This window comes from Geodermatophilus africanus (genome assembly GCF_900107105.1).
GTDB lineage: Bacteria > Actinomycetota > Actinomycetes > Mycobacteriales > Geodermatophilaceae > Geodermatophilus > Geodermatophilus africanus.
In genome coordinates, this window is record NZ_FNOT01000003.1 from 422,837 (window position 1) to 443,049 (window position 20,213).

General features: G+C 76.5%; 22 protein-coding genes. 17 read left to right on the forward strand and 5 right to left on the reverse strand.

What is annotated here, in order from left to right; translation table 11 throughout:
• Positions 1-46: 46 nt before the first annotated feature.
• The gene (locus BLW63_RS07285) at positions 47-805 is read right to left on the reverse strand and encodes a CDP-alcohol phosphatidyltransferase family protein (protein ID WP_091152972.1); all 759 of its coding nucleotides are present in this window, start codon (positions 803-805) and stop codon (positions 47-49) included.
• 88 nt (positions 806-893) lie between these two features.
• Here BLW63_RS07285 and BLW63_RS07290 point away from each other — a divergent pair, with 88 nt between their 5' ends.
• Complete coding sequence (locus BLW63_RS07290) at positions 894-2,042, forward strand: D-alanine--D-alanine ligase family protein (protein WP_091152975.1); 1,149 nt, start codon at positions 894-896, stop codon at positions 2,040-2,042.
• Positions 2,039-2,686: a hypothetical protein gene (locus BLW63_RS07295; protein WP_091152977.1), complete on the forward strand. Its 648-nt coding sequence runs from the start codon at positions 2,039-2,041 to the stop codon at positions 2,684-2,686. Before BLW63_RS07290 ends, BLW63_RS07295 begins: the two co-directional genes overlap by 4 nt.
• A 70-nt stretch (positions 2,687-2,756) precedes the next feature.
• Here the strand turns inward: BLW63_RS07295 and BLW63_RS07300 are convergent, their stop codons facing one another.
• Together BLW63_RS07300 and BLW63_RS07305 are read right to left on the reverse strand one after the other, a co-directional pair.
• Complete coding sequence (locus tag BLW63_RS07300; protein WP_244522415.1) at positions 2,757-3,260, reverse strand: DUF3515 domain-containing protein; 504 nt, start codon at positions 3,258-3,260, stop codon at positions 2,757-2,759.
• A 116-nt stretch (positions 3,261-3,376) separates the two neighbouring features.
• On the reverse strand, positions 3,377-3,610 hold the full coding sequence (locus tag BLW63_RS07305; protein ID WP_091152981.1) for an Lrp/AsnC ligand binding domain-containing protein: 234 nt from the start codon (positions 3,608-3,610) through the stop codon (positions 3,377-3,379).
• Between the two features lie 92 nt (positions 3,611-3,702).
• On the opposite strand from BLW63_RS07305, the gene BLW63_RS07310 reads away from it, so the two are divergent.
• The 3 genes from BLW63_RS07310 to BLW63_RS07320 are packed head-to-tail and all read left to right on the forward strand — an operon-like array spanning position 3,703 to position 5,853.
• A complete protein-coding gene (locus BLW63_RS07310; protein ID WP_244522416.1) occupies positions 3,703-4,737 on the forward strand; it encodes a thiamine-phosphate kinase in 1,035 nt (344 codons plus the stop codon).
• Complete coding sequence (locus BLW63_RS07315) at positions 4,721-5,224, forward strand: GNAT family N-acetyltransferase (RefSeq protein WP_091152983.1); 504 nt, start codon at positions 4,721-4,723, stop codon at positions 5,222-5,224. The genes BLW63_RS07310 and BLW63_RS07315 overlap by 17 nt, the downstream gene beginning before the upstream one ends.
• Positions 5,221-5,853 carry a cytidylate kinase-like family protein gene (locus BLW63_RS07320; RefSeq protein ID WP_091152985.1) on the forward strand — a complete coding sequence of 211 codons (633 nt, stop codon included), beginning with the start codon at positions 5,221-5,223 and terminating at the stop codon, positions 5,851-5,853. Before BLW63_RS07315 ends, BLW63_RS07320 begins: the two co-directional genes overlap by 4 nt.
• Before the next feature lie 33 nt (positions 5,854-5,886).
• Here the strand turns inward: BLW63_RS07320 and BLW63_RS07325 are convergent, their stop codons facing one another.
• Both BLW63_RS07325 and rpmB read right to left on the reverse strand, forming a co-directional pair.
• Positions 5,887-6,801, reverse strand: a complete 915-nt coding sequence (locus tag BLW63_RS07325; RefSeq protein WP_139263501.1) for an endonuclease domain-containing protein — start codon at positions 6,799-6,801, stop codon at positions 5,887-5,889.
• Between the two features lie 265 nt (positions 6,802-7,066).
• Positions 7,067-7,249 (reverse strand): 50S ribosomal protein L28, encoded by a 183-nt coding sequence (gene rpmB / locus BLW63_RS07330; RefSeq protein WP_425283681.1) that lies wholly within the window; start codon positions 7,247-7,249, stop codon positions 7,067-7,069.
• Positions 7,250-7,431: 182 nt separating this feature from the next.
• On the opposite strand from rpmB, the gene BLW63_RS07335 reads away from it, so the two are divergent.
• The 12 genes from BLW63_RS07335 (at position 7,432) to smc (ending at position 20,213) form a co-directional block, all read left to right on the forward strand.
• The gene (locus tag BLW63_RS07335) at positions 7,432-9,048 is read left to right on the forward strand and encodes a DAK2 domain-containing protein (RefSeq protein ID WP_091152990.1); all 1,617 of its coding nucleotides are present in this window, start codon (positions 7,432-7,434) and stop codon (positions 9,046-9,048) included.
• 11 nt (positions 9,049-9,059) lie between these two features.
• Complete coding sequence (recG, locus tag BLW63_RS07340; RefSeq protein ID WP_244522417.1) at positions 9,060-11,231, forward strand: ATP-dependent DNA helicase RecG; 2,172 nt, start codon at positions 9,060-9,062, stop codon at positions 11,229-11,231.
• Positions 11,232-11,334: 103 nt separating this feature from the next.
• The gene (gene rsmD / locus BLW63_RS07345; protein ID WP_091152992.1) at positions 11,335-11,889 is read left to right on the forward strand and encodes a 16S rRNA (guanine(966)-N(2))-methyltransferase RsmD; all 555 of its coding nucleotides are present in this window, start codon (positions 11,335-11,337) and stop codon (positions 11,887-11,889) included.
• Positions 11,886-12,368: a pantetheine-phosphate adenylyltransferase gene (gene coaD, locus BLW63_RS07350; RefSeq protein WP_091152993.1), complete on the forward strand. Its 483-nt coding sequence runs from the start codon at positions 11,886-11,888 to the stop codon at positions 12,366-12,368. Before rsmD ends, coaD begins: the two co-directional genes overlap by 4 nt.
• A 73-nt stretch (positions 12,369-12,441) precedes the next feature.
• Positions 12,442-13,131, forward strand: coding sequence for a hypothetical protein (locus BLW63_RS07355; RefSeq protein ID WP_091152996.1), 690 nt, complete (start codon positions 12,442-12,444; stop codon positions 13,129-13,131).
• 283 nt (positions 13,132-13,414) lie between these two features.
• Positions 13,415-14,038 carry a YceD family protein gene (locus tag BLW63_RS07360; protein ID WP_091152998.1) on the forward strand — a complete coding sequence of 208 codons (624 nt, stop codon included), beginning with the start codon at positions 13,415-13,417 and terminating at the stop codon, positions 14,036-14,038.
• Position 14,039: 1 nt separating this feature from the next.
• Positions 14,040-14,219: a 50S ribosomal protein L32 gene (gene rpmF / locus BLW63_RS07365; RefSeq protein ID WP_091153000.1), complete on the forward strand. Its 180-nt coding sequence runs from the start codon at positions 14,040-14,042 to the stop codon at positions 14,217-14,219.
• 17 nt (positions 14,220-14,236) lie between these two features.
• On the forward strand, positions 14,237-15,079 hold the full coding sequence (rnc, locus tag BLW63_RS07370) for a ribonuclease III (RefSeq protein ID WP_244522418.1): 843 nt from the start codon (positions 14,237-14,239) through the stop codon (positions 15,077-15,079).
• A gap of 6 nt (positions 15,080-15,085) precedes the next feature.
• Positions 15,086-15,961 carry a bifunctional DNA-formamidopyrimidine glycosylase/DNA-(apurinic or apyrimidinic site) lyase gene (gene mutM / locus BLW63_RS07375; RefSeq protein ID WP_091153003.1) on the forward strand — a complete coding sequence of 292 codons (876 nt, stop codon included), beginning with the start codon at positions 15,086-15,088 and terminating at the stop codon, positions 15,959-15,961.
• Positions 15,958-16,245: an acylphosphatase gene (locus BLW63_RS07380; protein WP_091153232.1), complete on the forward strand. Its 288-nt coding sequence runs from the start codon at positions 15,958-15,960 to the stop codon at positions 16,243-16,245. The genes mutM and BLW63_RS07380 overlap by 4 nt, the downstream gene beginning before the upstream one ends.
• Before the next feature lie 149 nt (positions 16,246-16,394).
• Positions 16,395-16,586 (forward strand): hypothetical protein, encoded by a 192-nt coding sequence (locus tag BLW63_RS07385; protein ID WP_091153005.1) that lies wholly within the window; start codon positions 16,395-16,397, stop codon positions 16,584-16,586.
• 75 nt (positions 16,587-16,661) lie between these two features.
• Positions 16,662-20,213 (forward strand): chromosome segregation protein SMC, encoded by a 3,552-nt coding sequence (gene smc, locus BLW63_RS07390; protein WP_280140499.1) that lies wholly within the window; start codon positions 16,662-16,664, stop codon positions 20,211-20,213.

The window sequence follows — 20,213 nt, forward strand, 5'->3', positions numbered from 1 at the left end:
CAGCGTCCCGGCGCGAGCCTGCGAGTGGCGGGGAGCAGGGAGTCCTTCATCCGGTCGCGGGGCGCTCGCCGCGCCGGCGGCGGGCCGCGCGCGCGGTCAGCCACAGGCTCACCGCGACGTAGTACACGAGGTAGGTCAGCGACAGCGCCACCACGAGCGGGGCGGGGTCGGGCACCTGCACCAGCAGGACGGCGTAGGTGACCAGCCAGACCGCCGTCAGCACCAGGCTCAGGCCGCGCAGGGCCGTCGTCCGGGACGGGTAGAGGTAGCGCACCGGCACGAACACCAGCACCGAGCAGACGACGAGCACCGTGGCCACCACCGCCGGGGCCAGGTCGAGGACGACGGCGTAGAAGGCGACCACGTTCCAGTAGCTCGGGAAGCCCAGGAAGGCTTGGTCCTCGGTCTTCGCGTCGACCCGGCAGAACTGGTAGCTGGAGGCCAGCAGCGGCAGCGCGGCCACGACCCACCCCACGGCACCCCCGGGCAGCGACCCGGTCGTCCACAGCAGCACGACCGGCGCGAAGGCATAGGTCAGGTAGTCGACGATGTCGTCGAGCCGGGCGCCGTCGAACCAGGGGATCGTCTCCTTGACCCGCAGCCGGCGGGCCAGCATCCCGTCGGTGCCGTCGACGATGAGGGCGACCAGGCCCAGCCACAGCGCCGCCACCGCGTCGCCGTCGAAGGCCGCGAGCACGATCAGCAGCCCGAGCACCGACCCGCTCGCGGTGTAGACGTGGACGGCCGCCCCGGCCAGCCGCAGCCGACGCGGGTAGACCGCCGGAGCCACCGCGTTCTCGCCCATCGGGAGGAGGCTGCCACACGCCGCGCGCGACGGCCCCGTCCGCCCGTCGTCCGGGCGCTCCAGCGGGTCTCCACTAGGGTCGGCCGCGATGAGCGGACAGCCGGGCAAGCTGCGCATCGCGGTCGTCTTCGGGGGGCGCAGCGCCGAACACCCCATCTCCTGCGTCTCCGCCGGGGCCGTCCTCGCGGCGCTGGACCGCGACCGGTACGACGTGGTCCCCGTGGGCATCACCCGCGACGGCGGCTGGGTGCTCCCCGACCCGGGGCTGCGGCTGGCGATCGTCGGCGGCGAGCTGCCGGAGGTCACCGGCGGCACCCCGGTGACGCTGGTCGGCGACCCGAGCGGCCGCGGCCTGCAGCGCCTGGACGGCACCGGCGAGCGGATCGGCCTGGACGTCGTCTTCCCCGTGCTGCACGGCGCCTACGGCGAGGACGGCACCATCCAGGGGCAGCTGGAGATGAGCGGCATCCCCTACGTGGGCTCGGGCGTCTTCGCCAGTGCGGCGTCGATGGACAAGGAGTTCACCAAGAAGCTGCTCACCTCGGCCGGGCTGCCCCAGGGCGACCACGTGGTGCTGCGCGACCCCTCCGGTGCGCTGTCGGCCGACCCCGGCGTGCTCGACGCCGCCACCCGGGAGTGGCTGGGCCTGCCGGTGTTCGTGAAGCCGTCGCGGGCCGGCTCCAGCATCGGCATCACCAAGGTCACCGACTGGGCGCAGTTCCCCGAGGCCGTGGCGACCGCCGCCGCGGTCGACCCCAAGGTGGTCGTGGAGGCCGCCGTCCCGGGGCGGGAGGTCGAGTGCGGCGTCCTGGCCGGGCCCGGCGGCGGGTTGCCGCAGGCGAGCCTGCCGGCCGAGATCCGGCTGCACCCGGGCACCGACTGGTACGACTTCGCCGCCAAGTACCTGGACGACGCCGCGGACTTCGACGTCCCCGCCGACCTCACCGCCGAGCAGACGCGGGCGGTGCAGGAGGCGGCCTGCCGCGCCTACCTCGCGATGGACTGCCGCGGCCTGGCGCGGGTCGACTTCTTCCTCGGCACCGGCCCCGACGGCGCCGACCGGCTGGTGGTCAACGAGGTGAACACCATGCCGGGGTTCACGCCGATCTCGATGTACCCGCGGATGTGGGCGGCCGCCGGGGTCGACTTCGCCACCCTGGTGGACCGGCTGGTCGAGGTGGCTCTGGCCGGGGCGCCGACCGCCTCCGACCCGACGCTGGACGGCACCCGGGCGTGAACCTGGGGGCGGTGGTCCGGCACGGCGGGCTGGCGCTGCTGCTGGCCCTGCTGACCGGCTGCGGCTCCCCGGCCGACGGCGGCGCGTCCGCCGCGCCGGCCGCCGCGACGCCGGACACACCCCGGGAGCTCGAGCCGCTCGTCGTCCCCGACGTCCCCTCGGGCCTGCCGCGCGTGCCCGACGACGCGCTGTCGCCGCCGGCGGGGGAGAAGTGGCCCGAGGACGTCGCCGGCTACGCCGAGGACGCCGCCCGCGAGCGCGAGGTGCTCGACGACTACGGGTACCGCTTCGGCTGGGAGCGCTACTGGGGATCCGGGGCCGGCCCGCTGACCACCGTCGCCGCCCACCAGTTCGAGACCACCGAGGGCGCCCTGGCGTTCACCGCGGACCTGGCCGCGCACGAGGCGGAGGTCTACGGCGGCCTGCTGCGGGAGGACCCGCCGGACCTGCCCGCCGGGTGCCGGCTGCTGCAGCTCGAGGAGGGTGCCCCGGCGGCGCGGATGGCCGCGCCGACCGCCTCCGCCTGGTGCGCCCAGGGGGCGTTCAGCCTCAGGGTCACCGCCGTCTCCGGGTCGGTGCAGGCGGCGACCGAGGAGGTGGTGGCCGTCATCGCGGCCCAGCTGGAGCGGCTGCCCCCGCCGTGACGTGCTGGAACGGCCCTCCTGCAGGGTCCCGCCGCGAGCTCGCGAGTGGCGGGGGCAGGAGGGCCCTCTTTCAGCCGGCGTCGACCGGCTGGGTGGGGAGCGTGTCGTTGATGACCGGGCCGAGCGCGGTGACCGGGGCGCTGTCGGTGTCGGCGGAGACCGTCACCTGCACGTAGACGGGCCGGTCGACGGCGGTCCAGACGATGCGGTCCGGGTCGCTGGTGTCGACCAGCCAGTTCACCGCGTTCACCTGGATCAGCGGGGACGTCGGCTCCAGTACGGCCGGCCGGTCGACGCCGCAGACCAGCAGCACCGGCGGCTCGCCCCAGGCGTAGGCGTACGGGGAGTCCGACTGCACCGGGCGGGACGGCTCGCCGGCCAGCTCCAGGGGGAGCGCGCCCATGAGCGCGGGGCAGTTCGCGTCGGCCTCGGGGGTCACCGGGGGGACCTCGACGGGCAGCGGCGGCAGGTCGGCCCGCCCGGGCGCCGGTGTGCCCCCGACGTCGGCGACCGCGTCGCCGGACCCGTCGGCCCCGTCGTCCCCGCCGAGCACGCGGGTCAGCACCAGAAGCACCACGACCAGCGGCAGGACGACGGCGGTGACGACGAGCGCGACGCGCCGCAGCGGGTCGTCCGGCCGGGACGGCCGCGATGTCTGCTCCGGGGCGGGGGTGTTCTCGGTCAGGGCGCTCAGATGTTGACGACGGGGCAGGTCAGCGTGCGGGTGATCCCGTCGACCGACTGCACGCGGGCCACGACCAACCGGCCGAGCTCGTCGACGGTCTCGGCCTCGGCCCGCACGATGACGTCGTAGGGGCCGGTGACGTCCTCGGCCTTGGTGACACCCGAGATCTCGCTGATGGTCGACGCCACCTGGGCGGCCTTGCCGACTTCGGTCTGGATGAGGATGTAGGCGTGGACCACGGGAGACCTTTCCTCGGGTGGCGCTGCGGGTGCGGCGTCCGCACCGGCGGGCGGACAGTTGCGCAACCTACCCCAGCGACCTGGAGTGACCGGTGACTCGTCCCCGTCCGTTGGTCCCGCGCGACGACCCCGCCGACAGCGTGCGGGTCGTCGGCGAGTTCGGCGTGATCGCGCGCGTGCTGGCGCGCTCCGGCACCGCGCGCGTGGCCGACGTCGGACCCGGTGACGACGCCGCCGTGCTGCGCGCACCCGACGGGCGCGTGGTCGCCACCACCGACGTCCTCGTCGAGGGCCGGCACTTCCGGCGCGACTGGTCGTCGGCCGAGGACGTCGGGCACAAGGCGGCGGCGGCCAACCTCGCCGACGTGGCCGCGATGGGCGGGGTGACGACCGCGTTGCTGGTCGGGCTGGCCTGCCCGGCGGACACCCCGACGACGTGGCTGGAGGGGGTGGCCGCGGGGCTGGCCGCGGAGTGCGCGCCGCTGGGGGCGGCGGTCGTCGGCGGCGACACGGTGTCGGCGGCACCCGACAGCGGGGCCGTCGTCCTGTCAGTGACCGCACTGGGCGACCTGGGCGGCCGGGCGCCGGTGCTGCGCTCGGGCGCCCGGCCCGGCGACGTGCTGGCCCTGACCGGCCGGCTGGGCTGGTCGGCGTGCGGCCTGGCCGTGCTGCGCCGCGGCTTCACCAGCCCGGCCGCCGCGGTGGCCGCGCACCGCCGTCCGGCACCGCCGTACGCGGCCGGCCCGGCGGCGGCCGAGGCCGGGGCGACGGCGATGTGCGACGTCAGCGACGGGTTGCTCGCCGACGCCGGGCACCTGGCGCAGGAGAGCGGGGTGCTCGTCGACGTCGACCGGGCGGCGCTGGTCCGGGTGACCCTCGAGCTGCCCGGCCCGCTGCAGCAGGTCGCGGCCGCCCTCGGCGGGGACCCGATGGCCTGGGTGCTCACCGGCGGCGAGGACCACGCGCTGCTGGCCACCTTCCCGGCCGATGCCGACCTGCCGGAGGGCTGGGCGCGGATCGGCACGGTGCGCGAGGGGGAGCCCGGGGTGCGGGTGGACGGCGAGCCGGCCGAGGCGGTCGCCGCGGCCGTCGGGGCGGAGGGGACCGGGCATGCGCACTTCCGCTGAGGCCCGGCTGGCCGACGGCCGCCCGGTGGTGCTGCGGGCGGTGCCGTACGACGACCCCCTGGCCCGCGAGCTCGTCGGCCGCGTGCAGCAGGAGTACGTGGCCCGCTACGGCGGGCCCGACGAGGCCGTCGTCGACCCGGCCGAGTTCGAGCCGCCCGTGGGGCTGTTCCTCGTCGCCGAGGTGGACGGTGTCCCCGCGGGGTGCGGCGCCTGGCGGGTGCACGAGCCCGGCGTGGCCGAGGTCAAGCGGGTGTTCGTGGACCCGGCGTTCCGGCGGCAGGGGCTGGCGCAGCTGCTGATGGCGGCGCTCGAGGAGAGCACGGCCGCGGCCGGCACCCGCGCGGTGGTGCTCAACTCCGGCTCGCGGCAGCCCGAGGCGCTGGCGCTGTACGCCGCGCTCGGCTACACCTCTGCCCCGGGGTACGGCGTGTACGCCGACGCACCCGGCGCGGTGTTCCTGGGCAAGCGGCTGGAGGAGGAGCGGTGACGGGTTCGGGCGTGGTGACGATCTCGGCGTCCTACGGCGCCGGCGGTGCCGAGGTCGGGCCGGCCGTCGCCGCGCGGCTGGGCCTGGTCTTCCACGACCGCGCCATACCCGCCCAGGTGGCCGGCCGGCTCGGCGTCCCGGTGGCCGAGGCGGAGGCCAACGACGAGACCGTCGCCCGCGGGCTGTGGCGGGTCCTCGCCTCGCTGGGCACGATGCCCGACCCGATGGGCGGCGTCGTCCCGGTGACCGAGCAGCTCGACGAGCGGTCGTTCCGCCTGCAGACCGAGCGGGTGGTGCGCGAGATCGCCGACGGGCCGGGCGGGGTCGTCCTGGGCCGCGCCGCCGCGGTGGTGCTGGGCGACCGTGCCGACGCGCTGCACGTCCGCCTCGACGGCCCGCCGGAACGGCGGCTGGAGGCGGCGGTGACACGCACCGGGCGCCCGGTCGAGGAGGTGCGGCGGGACCTGCGGGCCAACGACGCGGCCCGGGAGGGGTACGTGCGGCGGTGCTACCGCGCCGACCCGGCGTCCCCCCGCCTCTACCACCTGGTCGTCGACAGCACGGCCCTGCCGCTGCAGACGGTGGTCGACCTCGTGGTGGACGCCGCCCGCGCCCGCGGCATCGGCTGAGCCGCTTTCGGCGAGATCGGCGATCTCGCACGGTTACCGGCCTGCAGTCGTGCGAGACCGCCGATCTCGCCAGGCGAGGGCCCGGCGGATCTCCGCGACGACGTCCGCGGGCCGGCCCAGGACGTCGGCCGAGGTGAACCGCAGGACCGTCCACCCGGCGGCGACGAGCCGGTTCTGCCGGCGCAGGTCGTTGACGAACACGTCGCGCTCGCGGTGGACGTCGCCGTCGAACTCGACGAGCACCCGTCGGTCCGGCCAGGCCAGGTCGGCCCGGCCGAGGACGGCTCCCGCCTCGTCCCGGACGACGTACTGCACGGCCGGCGCGGGGAGACCGGCCTCGTGCACCAGCCAGCGGAGCACCGACTCCATGGGGGACTCGGCCCGGGGGTCGGCGATGGGCAGCACGTCCCGAGCGCGTGCCGAGCCCCGTCCGGTCGAGCAGGCCTGCAGCTGGCGCGCCAACTCGTCGTGCATCACCCACCGGGCGAGCAGCTGGTCGGTGACGGCGAGCAGGGCCGGCGGGCGGAGGACGGCGGCCAGGTCGCGCCACGTCCGCGCCGGCGTGGTCACCGGCAGCGCGCTCCGCCGGGTGTGGTCCTCCTCCGGGAGCGGCTGGCGGTGCACCCTGCGGTCCCGCCGGCTCTCCGACCGTGAGGACAGGGGCACGGTGAGGTCGACCCGGCCGGACCGATCGACCTGCAGGGGGATCTCGACGCCCCACAGCCCGGCCGCCGTCGCGTGGCTGACGACGGCCCCCGGCGGCGCGGTCAGCAGCACCGCGGCCAGTCGTGCGGTCGGCTCACCGGCCACCGCGCGGGGCAGGTAGGTGTCCCGCGACAGGCGGACCACGGCCGGGTGCTGCAGCTGGCGGTCGGTGATCCCCGCCTCGCGGGCCATGGCGCGGGTGGCGGGACCGGTCAGTCGGGAAGCAGGGCGTCGGCGGGGCACCGCGGCAGCGTGCCTGGTGCGGGGTCCGGCTCGGGGGCGTCGTCCACAGGTCCGGCGAGGTCGGCGATCTCGCACGGCTACCGGCCCGTAGGCGTGTGAGATCGCCGATCTCGCCGGGACAGGAGCGGGAGATCAGTCGGCCCGGAACGCGACGGAGCCCGGAGGTCCGAGGACCTCCGGGCTCCGCGTGGCGACGTGCTGGAACGGCCCCGCGTCAGGGCCCCGGCCCGAGGGTGCGAGGGCTGGGGGACGCGGGGCCCTTACTTCAGGCGCGCACGACCTTGCCCGCGCGGATGCACGAGGTGCAGGCGTTGATGCGGCGACGGTTGCCCGGGGCGACGAGCGCCCGCACGGACTGGATGTTCGGGTTCCAACGGCGCGGCGTGCGGCGGTGCGAGTGCGACACCGACATACCGAAACCGGGCCCCTTGCCACAGACATCGCACACGGCAGCCACGGTGGATCACTCCCAGGAGATTCGTTCACGGACGGCGGCACGCCGACGCGCCCGCACACAGACCAACGGAGAGTCTAACCGCTTCCCCGCCGGGACGTCGCGGAGGTCCCGGGACCCCGCTCGCAGCCGGTCGCGCACCCGGCACCGTCGGTCCGGGTGGGTACCCTCCGGCCGTGTTGCCGGCGCTCGACGACGCCGCGGTCGGCCAGTGGTGCCGGGCCGCGGTCGCCGCCCTGTCCGCGGCCCGCGGTCGCATCGACGACCTCAACGTCTTCCCCGTGCCCGACGGGGACACCGGCACCAACCTGGTGGCCACCGCCGAGGCCGCCCTCGCAGCCCTCGACGAGGCGGGGGATGGCCGCCCCGAGCCGGCCTGGGCGCTGCTGGCCCGTGGCGCGGTGCTGGGCGCCCGCGGCAACTCCGGCACCATCCTCGCCCAGCTGTGGCGCGGGCTGGCCGACCAGCTGGCGGGACAGCCCCCGGCCGACGGGCCCACGTTCGCGGCGGCCCTGCAGAAGGCAGCCGACACCGCCTACGGCGCCGTCGCCGACCCCGAGGAGGGGACCTTCCTCACGGTCGCGCGGGCCGGTGCCGAGGCGGCGGTCGCCGCGGTCGCCGCCGGGCGCACCGCCCTGGGCGAGGTCGTGGGCGCCGCGGCCGACGGCGCCCGCGCGGCCCTCGAGGCCACGCCGGGGCAGCTCGCCGTGCTCCGCGACGCCGGCGTTGTGGACGCCGGGGGAGCGGGGCTGTGCCTGGTCCTCGACGCCTTGGTCACCACGGTCACCGGCGTCGAACCCGACCGGCCGTCGCTGGCCCGCCGGGCCGAGCGCGGGCACCACCACGCCCACGACCACGGCGACCTGCCGCACCAGCCGCCGGCCGGCCCCGGCAGCGAGATCCAGTACCTGCTCGCCGACAGCGACGAGGTCGCCGTGGCGCGGCTGCAGCAGCGACTGGCCGCCCTCGGCGACAGCCTCGTCGTCGTCGGCGTCGACACCCCGGCCGGGCGCGAGTGGAACGTCCACGTGCACGCGGCCGACGTCGGCGCCGCGATCGAGGCCGGCATCGAGGCCGGCCGCCCGTACCGCATCTCGGTCACCCCGCTGGCCCCGGTGCGCCCGCCGGCACCGGTGCCCGGCGCGCGGGCGGTCGTGGCGATCGTCCCCGACGGCGGGCTGGCCGACCTGTTCCGCGCCGAGGGCGCCGGCGTCGTCCCCTGCGGGCCGGACGGCGTCACCGAGGACCAGGTGCTGGCCGCGGTCGTGGCGTCCGGGGCGGCCGGCGTCGTCGTCCTGCCCAACGACGCAGGCCTGACCGCAGTGGCCGCCCGCGCCGCCGAGCGGGCCCGCGAGGCGGGTCGCGACGTCGCGGTCGTCCCCACCCGCGCGCCGGTGCAGGGGCTGGCCGCGCTCGCCGTCGCCGAGCCGTCACGGCGGTTCGGCGACGACGTCATCACCATGGCCGAGGCGGCCGCGGCCACCCGCTGGGCCGAGGTCACCGTCGCCGACCAGGAGGCGCTGACCAGCGCGGGCCGCTGCGCGCCGGGCGACGTGCTCGGCTCGGCGGAGGGCGACGTGCTGCTCATCGGCGGCGAGGCCGTCGCCGTCGCCTGCGAGCTGCTCGACCGCATGCTGTCGGCCGGCGGGGAGCTGGTCACCCTGGTGGTGGGTCCCGACGCCGACCTCGCCGACGCCGTGTCCGCGCACCTCGCGGGTACGCACCCGACGGTCGAGGTCGCCCGGTACGAGGGCGCGCCCGAGGGGGTCCCGCTGCAGGTGGGGGTGGAGTGATGGCCGTGGAGATGACCACCCGTCTGGACCGGGTGCTCGGCGCCCGGACGGCCAAGGCGATGGGGGAATCGTTGGGCCTCCACACCGTGCGCGACCTGCTGCGGCACTACCCGCACCGCTACGCCAAGCGGGGCGAGATGACCCGCCTCGACGACCTGCAGGTCGGCGACCGGGTGACCGTGCTGGCGCAGGTCCGGTCGGTCGACAGCCGCCCGATGCGGCAGCGCCGCGGCACCCTCACCGAGGTCACCGTCGGCGACGGCGCCGGGACCATGAAGCTGGTCTTCTTCAACCACCGGTACACGCGCCTCGTGCCCGGCGCCTGGGGGCTGTTCGCCGGCACCGTCAGCGAGTACCGCAGCCGGTTGCAGTTCGCCCACCCCGACTGCCACCTCATGACCGGGGACGACGAGGACGTCGACTGGGCGCGGGCGCTCATCCCGATCTACCCGGCCACCAAGGAGGTCTCCAGCTGGGTGATCCAGCGCTCGGTGCGGCTGCTGCTCGACGCCTCCGGCGGCTTCGGCTTCGTCGAGGACCCGCTGCCCGAGGAGCTGCGCGCCCGGCACGGGCTGCCCAGCCTGGCGGCCGCGCTGCTCGACATCCACCGGCCCACCTCCGACGACGACGTCGAGCACGCCGCGCACCGGCTCAGGTGGGACGAGGCGCTCACCCTCCAGCTGACCCTCGCCGCCCGCCGCCGCGCCGCCTCGCTGGAGCCCGGCGTCGCCCGCCCCCGGCGGGCCGGCGGCCTGCTGGACGCCGTCGACGCGGCCCTGCCCTTCGCGCTCACCGACGGGCAGTGCGCGGTGGGGGAGGAGCTCGCCGTCGAGCTGGCCCGCGAGCAGCCCATGCACCGGCTGCTGCAGGGCGAGGTCGGCGCCGGCAAGACCGTCGTCGCGCTGCGCGCCATGGCCCAGGTCGTCGACGCCGGCGGCCAGGCCGCGCTGCTCGCCCCCACCGAGGTGCTCGCAGCCCAGCACGCGCGCAGCATCAGCGCGATGCTCGGCCCGCTGGGCCGTGCCGGCGAGCTGGACGGCGACCCGGCCGGCACCCGCGTCGTGCTGCTCACCGGCTCGCAGAAGACCGCCGCCCGGAGAGAGGGCCGCGCCGCGGTGGCCGACGGCAGCGCCGGGATCGTGATCGGCACGCACGCGCTGCTGCAGGCGGGCGTGGACTTCTCCGACCTCGGCCTGGTCGTCGTCGACGAGCAGCACCGCTTCGGCGTCGAGCAGCGCGACGCGTTGCGGGCCAAGGGCAACCGGCCGCCGCACGTGCTGGTCATGACCGCCACGCCCATTCCGCGCACCGTGGCGATGACCGTCTACGGCGACCTGGAGACCTCCACGCTGCGCCAGCTGCCCGGCGGCCGGGGCGGCGTGGCCAGCTCGGTGGTCCCGGTCCGGGACAAGCCCGCCTGGCTCGACCGCGCCTGGGAACGGCTGCGCGAGGAGGTGGCGGCCGGCCGCCAGGCCTACGTCGTCTGCCCCCGCATCGGCGAGGACGCCGCCACCGAGGAGGAGCCCGACGACGCCGACGGCGTGCCGGCGGAGGAGGGCTCGGGACGCCGTCCGCCGCTGGCCGTCCTCGACGTCGCCGACGAGCTGCGCGCCGGGCCGCTCGCCGGGCTGCGCGTGGAGGTCCTGCACGGCCGGATGACCCCGGAGGACAAGGAGGCGCGGATGCGCGCCTTCGCGGCGGGCGAGGTCGACGTCCTGGTCGCCACCACCGTCGTCGAGGTCGGCGTCGACGTGCCCAACGCCACCGTGATGGTCGTCATGGACGCCGACCGGTTCGGCGTCAGCCAGCTGCACCAGCTGCGCGGCCGGGTCGCCCGCGGCAAGCACCAGGGGCTGTGCCTCCTGGTCTCCGAGGCGCCCACCACCTCGGCCACCGGGCAGCGGCTGGCCGCGGTCGCCGGCACCTCCGACGGCTTCGAGCTGGCCCGACTGGACCTGGAGACCCGGCGCGAGGGCGACGTGCTCGGCGCCGCGCAGTCCGGCCGCCGCTCGGGCATCAAGCTGCTCTCGCTGCTGGAGGACGAGCAGCTCATCGCCGAGGCCCGCGCCGAGGCCACCGCGCTGCTCGGCACCGACCGCGGCCTGGCCGACTTCCCCGGTCTGGCGATGGAGGTGGCCGCGCTGGCCACCGACGAGCGGGCCGAGTACCTGGAGAAGGCATGAGGAGGGACCTCTCGAAGGACCCCTCGCCCGCCTCGCAGGAGCCCCTGCCCCCCGCCACTCGCGGGCTCGGGGCGGGGCTCGGGGCGGGGCTCGGGACGGGGCCGTGACCAGACTGATCGCGGGCGTGGCCGGCGGGCGGCGGCTGAGGGTGCCGCCCTCGGGCGTGCGGCCCACCGGCGACCGCGCCCGTGAGGGGTTGTTCAACAGCCTCTCGACGCTGACCGACCTCGACGGCGCCACCGTCCTGGACCTCTACGCCGGCTCGGGCGCCCTGGGGCTGGAGGCCCTCAGCCGCGGCGCGGCCCAGGTGGTGTTCGTCGAGAACGGACCCCGGGTGCTGCCGGTGCTGCGCGCCAACGTCGACGCGGTCGGCCTGCCCGGTGCCCGCGTGGTGTCCGGCTCGGTGCCCACGGTCGTCGCCGGACCGCCCCCCGCCGTCTTCGACGTCGTGCTGGCCGACCCGCCGTACGCCACGCCCCTGCCCGAGGTCCTCCGGGTGCTGGAGGCGCTGGTCACGGGGCGGTGGCTGGCCGAGGACGCCGTCGTCGTCGTCGAGCGCTCCAGCCGCGAGGCGCCCTTCGAGTGGCCGACACCCCTTCGCGGACTGCGCGAGCGCCGCTACGGCGAGGCCGTGCTCCGGTACGGTCGCTGTCCGTGAGGCGAGCGGTCTGCCCCGGGTCGTTCGACCCCGTGACGAACGGCCACGTCGACGTCATCACCCGGGCGGCGGCGCTCTACGACGAGCTGGTCGTCGCCGTCCTGGTCAACCCCGGCAAGGCGGGGTTGTTCACCGTTGACGAGCGCATGGCGCTGCTGCGCGACGCGGTCGCCGACGTGTCCAACGTGACCGTCGACAGCTTCCAGGGGCTGCTCGTCGACTACTGCCGCAGCAAGGACATCCCGGTGATCGTCAAGGGACTGCGCGCGGTCAGCGACTTCGAGTACGAGCTGCAGATGGCGCAGATGAACCGCGAGCTGGCCGGTGTGGAGACGCTCTTCGTGCCCACCGCCCCGCAGGTCGGCCACCTCTCCTCGAGCCTGGTGAAGCAGATCGCCACCTTCGGGGGCGACGTGTCGGGCCTGGTCCCCAAGGCCGTGCACGAGCGGCTCACCGCGCAGCGGGAGCAGGGGACGTGACCAAGCCCGCGGGGTCACGGGTGGACACCGCACCGCCGGGTCCGGTCCCGACGAGCGCCGGTGAGGAGGTGCCGTGACCGAGGTCGTCTACCGGCTGTACGAGACCGTCGACGAGCTGAGCAGCGTCATCGAGAACGCCCGCAGCGTGCCGATGTCCGGCGGCTCGTGCATGGTGCCCCGCGACGTCCTGCTCGACCTGCTCGACGACCTCCGGGAGAACCTGCCCGCCGAGGTGCACAAGGCCGGCGCGATCGTCGAGCAGCGCACCGAGATCCTCCAGCAGGCGCAGGCCGAGGCCGAGCGGCTGACCGGCCGCACCCGCAGCGAGTCCGAGCAGGTGGTCGTCGCGGCCCGCCGGCAGCGCGAGGAGATCCTCGGCACGGCACGGCGACAGCGCGACGACCTGCTCGCCCGCGCCCAGGCCGAGGCCGAGGACCTGCTCGCCCGGGCGGAGGAGGAGGCCGAGCAGGTCGTCGAGGAGGCCCGCCGGCACCACGAGGCGCTGATCGCCGACGCGCACGCCCAGGCGGCGGAGGTCCTCGCGGCCGCGCAGGCCGAGCACGAGCGGCTGGTCAGCGAGACCGACGTCTACCGGGGCGCGGTCGACCGCGCCGACGAGCTCGGCGCGCAGACCGCCGCCGACGTTGCCCGGATGCGCACCGAGGTCGACGAGTACGTCGACACCCGGCTGGCCGACTTCGGCAGCACGCTGGAGCGGATGCTCCGCTCGGTGGAGAAGGCGCGGGCCACCCTCCGCGAGTGAGAGGCCCCCCTGCCCCCCGCCACTCGCGAGCTCGCGGCGGGACCCTGCAGGGCGCCACCGCCCTCCCCGCCCGCGCCTCGCCGGTCGGCCTCGCCCGAGCGTGCGAGGGGTGAGGGGGGAGGTCCGTCCACTGGCTCGGGGGCGGTCCAGGCCGTCACCAGGGCCACCTCCGCACCGGGACGGCGGCGTGCCACCCATCGGGTAGGCTGGGCCCCTGGTCCGACCGCCGGAGGTCCCCGCACCCCGGCCGGCCTCCTCCCCGCTGCCTACCGCGAGTACCGACATGCCTGCCGCACCGCCGCACCGCTCAGGCGCCGCGTCCCCGGACGCCCGGCGTCCCGCCGCCAATCCCTGGTTCGTGGACCTGCGGGAGCTCGGTCGCCGCGCCGGGTCGATGCACGAGCTCGAGCGCACACTGCCGGCGCCCGCGGACTGGCGGGTCGAGCTCATCGGCGTCCCCGAGGGCGCGGAGGTCCACTTGAGGCTGCGGCTCGAGTCGGTGATGGAGGGCGTGCTCGTCTCCGGCGAGGTCGACGTCCCCGTCGCCGGGTCGTGCGCGCGGTGCCTGGAGCCGATCGAGGACACCCTCGAGCTCGACGTCCAGGAGCTGTTCGCCTACGCGGGCAGCACCACCGAGGCCACCAGCGAGGAGGACGAGGTCCGCCGCGTCGAGGGCGAGCACCTCGACCTCGAGCCGATGGTCCGCGACCTCGTCGTCCTCAGCCTCCCGCTGGCGCCGACCTGCACCGAGGACTGCGCCGGGCTGTGCGTCGACTGCGGGCAGCGGCTCGACGACCTGCCCGCCGACCACACCCACGAGCAGCTCGACCCGCGCTGGGCCGGGCTCGCCGCACGTTTCACCGCCGCACCGGGCACCCCCGACGCGGACAACCCAGAGGAGAACTGACGTGGCCGTCCCGAAGCGGAAGATGTCCCGCTCCAACACCCGCGCCCGGCGTTCGCAGTGGAAGGCCACCGCGCCCACCCTGACGCCGTGCCCGAACCGGGCCTGCGGCCAGCTCAAGCCGCCGCACCAGGCCTGCCCGAACTGCGGGCAGTACGCGGGCCGTCAGGTCCTCTCGGTCTGACCGCGGCAGGACCAGCCGTGGGGACGACGGCCACCGGTACCCAGCTCGCGACGGCTGGGGCCGCCGGCCGTTCCCCGGCGGGTGCGGCACACGCCGACCGCGCGGCCGCCTGGCTCCTCGACGCCCTCGGTGTCGAGCTGCCCGGCGGCCTGCTGGCGTTGGCGCTGACCCACCGCTCCTACGCTTACGAGCACGGCGGGCTGCCGACCAACGAGCGCCTGGAGTTCCTCGGGGACTCGGTGCTCGGCCTGGTGGTCACCGACGAGCTCTACCGGCGCCACCCCGACCTGCCCGAGGGCCGGCTGGCCAAGCTGCGCGCCTCGGTGGTCAACATGGCCTCGCTGGCCGGTGTCGCCCGCCGGATGGGCGCCGGGGGCCTGGGCCCGCACCTGCTGCTGGGCCGCGGCGAGGAGACCACCGGCGGGCGGGAGAAGGACTCGATCCTCGCCGACGCGGTGGAGGCGCTCATCGGTGCCGTCCACGTCGGGCTGGGCCTGGACACCGCCGGGGCGGTCGTGCACCGGCTGTTCGACCCGCTGCTCGACCAGGCCGCCACCCGCGGCGCGGGCCTGGACTGGAAGACCAGCCTGCAGGAGCTGGGCGCCCGGCTCGGACTCGGGGCGCCGAACTACGTGGTCGAGGACACCGGTCCCGACCACGCCAAGACCTTCACCGCCGCGGTCGTCCTCGCGGGCACCGTCCACGGCCGCGGCGCCGGACGCACCAAGAAGGCCGCCGAGCAGGAGGCCGCCGAGGCCGCCTGGCGTGCCCTCTCCGACGGCGTCGACCCGGCGGACGCCGCGCCGGTCGGCGGGACGTCGGACGGCGCGACCCTGCCGGCCGGGTCCGGCGCGGACTGACCCGCCGTGCCCGAGCTGCCCGAGGTCGAGGTGGTCCGGCGCGGCCTGGAGCGCTGGGTCGCCGGCCGCACCGTCGCCGCCGTCGAGGTGCGTCACCCGCGCGCCGTCCGCCGCCATCTCGAGGGCGCCGACCACTTCACCGCCGCGCTCACCGGTCGCACCCTCACCGCGGCGTACCGCCGCGGCAAGTACCTGTGGCTGCCGATCGCCGAGGCCGACGACACGCCCGCCGGGCAGGCGCTCGTCGCCCACCTCGGGATGAGCGGCCAGCTGCTGGTGGAGAAGCGGTCCCAGCCCGACGAGACGCACCTGCGCGCCCGGTTCACCTTCACCGACGGCGGCCGGGAGCTGCGCTTCGTCGACCAGCGCACGTTCGGCGGGCTGGCGGTCGAGGACGCTGACGGGGGCAGCATCCCTGCCCGGCTGGCGCACATCGCCATCGACCCGCTCGACGCGGGCTTCGACGCCGACCGGTTCAGCGCGGCGCTGCGCCGCCGGCGCACCGAGGTCAAGCGCGCGCTGCTGGACCAGACGCTGATCGGCGGGGTGGGCAACATCTACGCCGACGAGGCGCTGTGGCGGGCCCGGCTGCACGGCAGCCGCCCCACCGAACGGCTCAGCCGGGCCCAGGTCGCCGACCTGCTGGAGGGGGTGCGGGACGTGCTGACGGAGAGCCTCGCGCAGGGCGGCACCTCGTTCGACTCGCTCTACGTCGACGTCAACGGGCAGAGCGGCTACTTCTCCCGGCACCTGGCCGTCTACGGCCAGGCCGACCGGCCGTGCCCGCGCTGCGGGACGCCGATCGTGCGGGAGTCCTTCATGAACCGCTCCAGCTACAGCTGCCCCCGGTGCCAGCCGCGCCCGAGGGCCCGCCGGTCATGACGCCGCAGTCGGGGGACCGGCGCCGCGTCGTCGCCCTGGTCTCGGGCTCGGTGCAGGGCGTCGGTTACCGCTGGTTCGTCCGCGGCCGGGCCGACGCCGCGGGCCTGGCCGGGTCGGCGACCAACCTGCCCGACGGGCGCGTCGAGGTCGTCCTCGAGGGACCGGGCCCTGCGGTGGCCGCCGTCCTGGCCGACCTGGAGGGGCCGCGGGCACCGGGCGCGGTGGCGGGGGTCGACATCCGGGACGAGCCGGCGCAGGGGAGCACCGGCTTCACGACGGCGTGACGAACGTGACACCTCCCCGACACGTGGGTGTTGGAGTGTGCCCGTTGACCTGCGTGTCCAGGCCTGTCACCCTGGGAACACACGGACCGCGCCGACCGTCGTACGGGGCGCAGGTCATCCCCTCACGCAGTCGAAAGGCCGTTGTCGCCATGGCCAAGGCCCTGTTCGGTCACGTCGTCGCACCCGCGGAGCTCCGAGTAGTCGAGGAGAACGCCGTCCTGCGGGCCAAGGTGCGCCGGCTGGAGCAGGAACTGCTGGAGCTGCGCGCCCAGCGTGACGCCGCGATCGCCCACGAGCTGCTCAGCCTGGCCGGCGACAACGCCGAGCCCGCGCTGGCCTGAGCCTTTCGGCCCCGTCCCGAGGCTCGCCCCGAGTCTGCGAGGGGTGAGGAGGACGGGGTCCTGTTTCTCTCCAGCCTGACGCTCAAGGGCTTCAAGTCCTTCGCGTCCGCGACGACCCTGCGCCTCGAGCCGGGGATCACCGCCGTCGTCGGCCCCAACGGCTCCGGGAAGTCCAACGTCGTCGACGCCATCGCCTGGGTCCTGGGCGAGCAGGGCGCCAAGAGCCTGCGCGGCGGCAAGATGGAGGACGTCATCTTCGCCGGCACCGCCGGTCGCCCGGCCCTCGGCCGGGCCGAGGTGACGCTCACCATCGACAACACCGACGGCGCGCTGCCGATCGACTACACGGAGGTCTCGATCACCCGGCGGATGTACCGCTCCGGGGAGAGCGAGTACGAGATCAACGGGGACAGGGTCCGGCTGCTCGACGTCCAGGAGCTGCTCAGCGACTCCGGCATCGGGCGCGAGATGCACGTCATCGTCGGCCAGGGACAGCTCGACGCCGTCCTCTCCGGGCGTCCCGAGGACCGCCGCGCCTTCATCGAGGAGGCCGCCGGCGTCCTCAAGCACCGCAAGCGCAAGGAGAAGGCGCTCCGCAAGCTCGACGGGATGCAGGCCAACCTCGACCGGCTGGCCGACCTGACCGCTGAGCTGCGCCGCCAGCTCAAGCCGCTGGGCCGGCAGGCCGAGGTCGCCCGCCGCGCGGCCGGGGTGCAGGCCGACCTGCGCGACGCCCGACTCCGGTTGCTCGCCGACGACCTGGTGCAGCTGCGCGACGCGCTGGACCGGGAGGTCGCCGACGAGACCGCCGCCCGGGCGCGGCGCACGGTCGTCGAGGCCGAGCTGGCGCGGACGTCGGCGCGCGAGTCGGCGCTGGAGAGCGACCTCGCCACGAGCGCCCCGCTGCTGGTCGCCGGGCAGGACACCTGGTACCGGCTGTCCGCGCTCACCGAGCGCTTCCGCGGCACCGCGCAGCTGGCCGGCGAGCGGCACCGCCACCTCTCCGCCGCACCACCCGCGGCCGCCGCCGGCCGGGACCCCGACCAGCTCGAGGCCGAGGCCGACCGCGTCGCCGCCACCGAGGCCCAGCTCGCCGCGGGACTGGCGGCCGAGCGCGGCCGGCTGGCCACCGCCGTCACCGCCCGCACCGAGGTGGAGTCCGCGCTGGCCGAGGCCGAGCGGGCCTGGGTCGCCGCCGCCCGCGCGCTCGCCGACCGCCGCGAGGGCCTGGCCCGGCTCTCCGGCCAGGTCGCCGCCGCCCGCTCCCGCGTCGCCGCGGGGGAGTCCGAGATCGAGCGCCTGGCGCTGGCCGCCGCCGAGGCCGCCGAGCGCGCCGAGGTCGCCGCCGACCGGCTGGCCGAGCGCCGCGAGGCGGTCGCCGAGCAGGAGGACGGCGACGTCGCCCTCGTCACCGCGCACCAGGACGCCGTCGCCGCGCACGCCGAGGCCGCCCGCGCGGTCACCGAGCTGGTTGCCGCCGAGCGGGCCGCGGAGCGGGACCGTGCCTCCGCGCAGGCCCGGCGCGACACCCTGGCCCAGGGCCTGGCCCCGGCCGACGGCGCCGCCGCCGTGCTCGCCGCCGGGCTGCCTGGGGTGCTCGGCGCGGTGACCGAGCGGATCACGGTCGCGCCCGGCGCCGAGGTGGCGCTCTCCGCGGCCCTGGCCGGCATGGCCGACGCGCTCGTCGTCGACTCCGTCGCCGGCGCGGCCGCCGCGCTCGCCCACCTCAAGGACGTCGTCGGCGGCCGGGCCGGGTTGCTGGTCACCGGCGGGCTGCCGGCGCTGCCCCGGGACGGGTGGCCGCAGCTGCCCGAGGGCCTGGGTTGGGCCCGCGACCTGGTCGACGCCCCCGAGGAGCTGCGCCCCGCCCTCGACCGCGTGCTCGACCGCGTCGCCGTCGTGCCCTCGCTCGACGCCGCCGTCACCCTCGTCGCCCGTCACCCGCGCGTCCGGGCGGTGACCGCGGACGGCGACCTCGTCGGCTCGGACTGGTCGGTCGGCGGCCAGGCCGACGCGCCGTCCGGCCTGGAGGTCCGCGCCCGCGTGGACCGCGCCGGCCAGGAGCTCGCCGCCACGGCCGCGTGGGCCACCGAGCTCGCCGAGCGGCTGGCCGCTGCGCGGGAGACCGCCCACGCCCGCTCCGCCGACGTCGACGAGGCCCTGGCCGCCCGCCAGGCTGCCGACCGCAGCCGCTCGGCCGTCGCCGCCCGGCTGGCCGAGCTGGGCGCGGCCGCCCGGTCGGCCACCGCCGAGGCCGAGCGCTCCGCGGCCGCCCGGGTCCGCGCCGAGGGCGCCCTGGAGCAGGCGCAGACCGCGCGCGCCGCGCTGGAGCAGCGCCTGGCCGATGCCGAGGCCGCGCCCGTCGAGGAGGAGCCCGACCCCGCCGAGCGGGACCGGCTGCGGCTGGAGGCGGCCGCGGCGCGGCAGGCCGAGACCGAGGCGCGGCTGGCGGTCCGCACCGCCGAGGAGCGGGCGCGGGCGCTGTCCGGGCGGGCGGAGTCGCTGCGCCGGCAGGCCCGCCAGGAGCGGTCCGCCCGCGAGCGCACCGCCGCGGCCCGGGTCGCCCGGGAGCGGGGCGCGCAGGTCGCCGCACGGGTGCGGTCCGGCGCGGAGACGGCGCTGACCGCGCTGGCGTCGTCCCTGGAGCGGGCGGCCGCCGAGCGCGACGAGCTGGCCCGCGTGCGCACCGCCCGCGAGGCCGAGCTGCTGGAGGTGCGCGTCGCCGTCCGCGCGGCCACCGCCGAGCTGGAGCGGCTCACCGACGAGGTGCACCGCGACGAGGTGGCGCGCGCCGAGCAGCGCTACCGCATCGAGGCGCTGGAGGACCGCGCCGCCGAGGAGTACGGCGTCGACCTGCCCACCCTGCTGGCCGAGTACGGCCCGGCCGCCACGGTGCCGCCCACCCCGGCGCAGGTCGCCGCCGCGCAGGACGCCGGCGAGCCCGAGCCCGTCCCGGTGCGCTACGACCGGGCCGCGCAGGAGCGCCGCGCCGCGAGGGCCGAGCGCGACCTGGCCACGCTCGGCAAGGTCAACCCGCTGGCGCTGGAGGAGTTCGCGGCGCTGGAGGAGCGGCACGGCTTCCTGGCCACCCAGCTCGAGGACCTCAAGGCCACCCGCCGGGACCTGCTCACCGTCGTCCGCGAGGTCGACGGGCGCATCCACGACGTCTTCGCCTCGGCGTTCGCCGACGTGCAGCGGGAGTTCGAGCAGGTCTTCGCCGTCCTCTTCCCGGGCGGGCACGGCCGGCTGCACCTGACCGACCCCGAGGACGTGCTGACCACCGGCGTCGAGGTCGAGGCCCGCCCGCCGGGCAAGAAGGTCAAGCGGCTGTCGCTGCTGTCCGGCGGCGAGCGCTCGCTGACCGCCGTCGCACTGCTCGTGGCGATCTTCCGGGCCCGCCCCTCGCCGTTCTACGTGCTCGACGAGATCGAGGCCGCCCTCGACGACGTCAACCTCGGGCGGTTGCTGACCCTCGTGGATCAGCTGCGCGCGACCTCGCAGCTGATCGTCATCACCCACCAGAAGCGGACGATGGAGATCGCCGACGCGCTCTACGGCGTGAGCATGCGCGGCGACGGCATCACCGGCGTCATCAGCCAGCGCCTTCGGGAGACCGAGCCCGCCTGA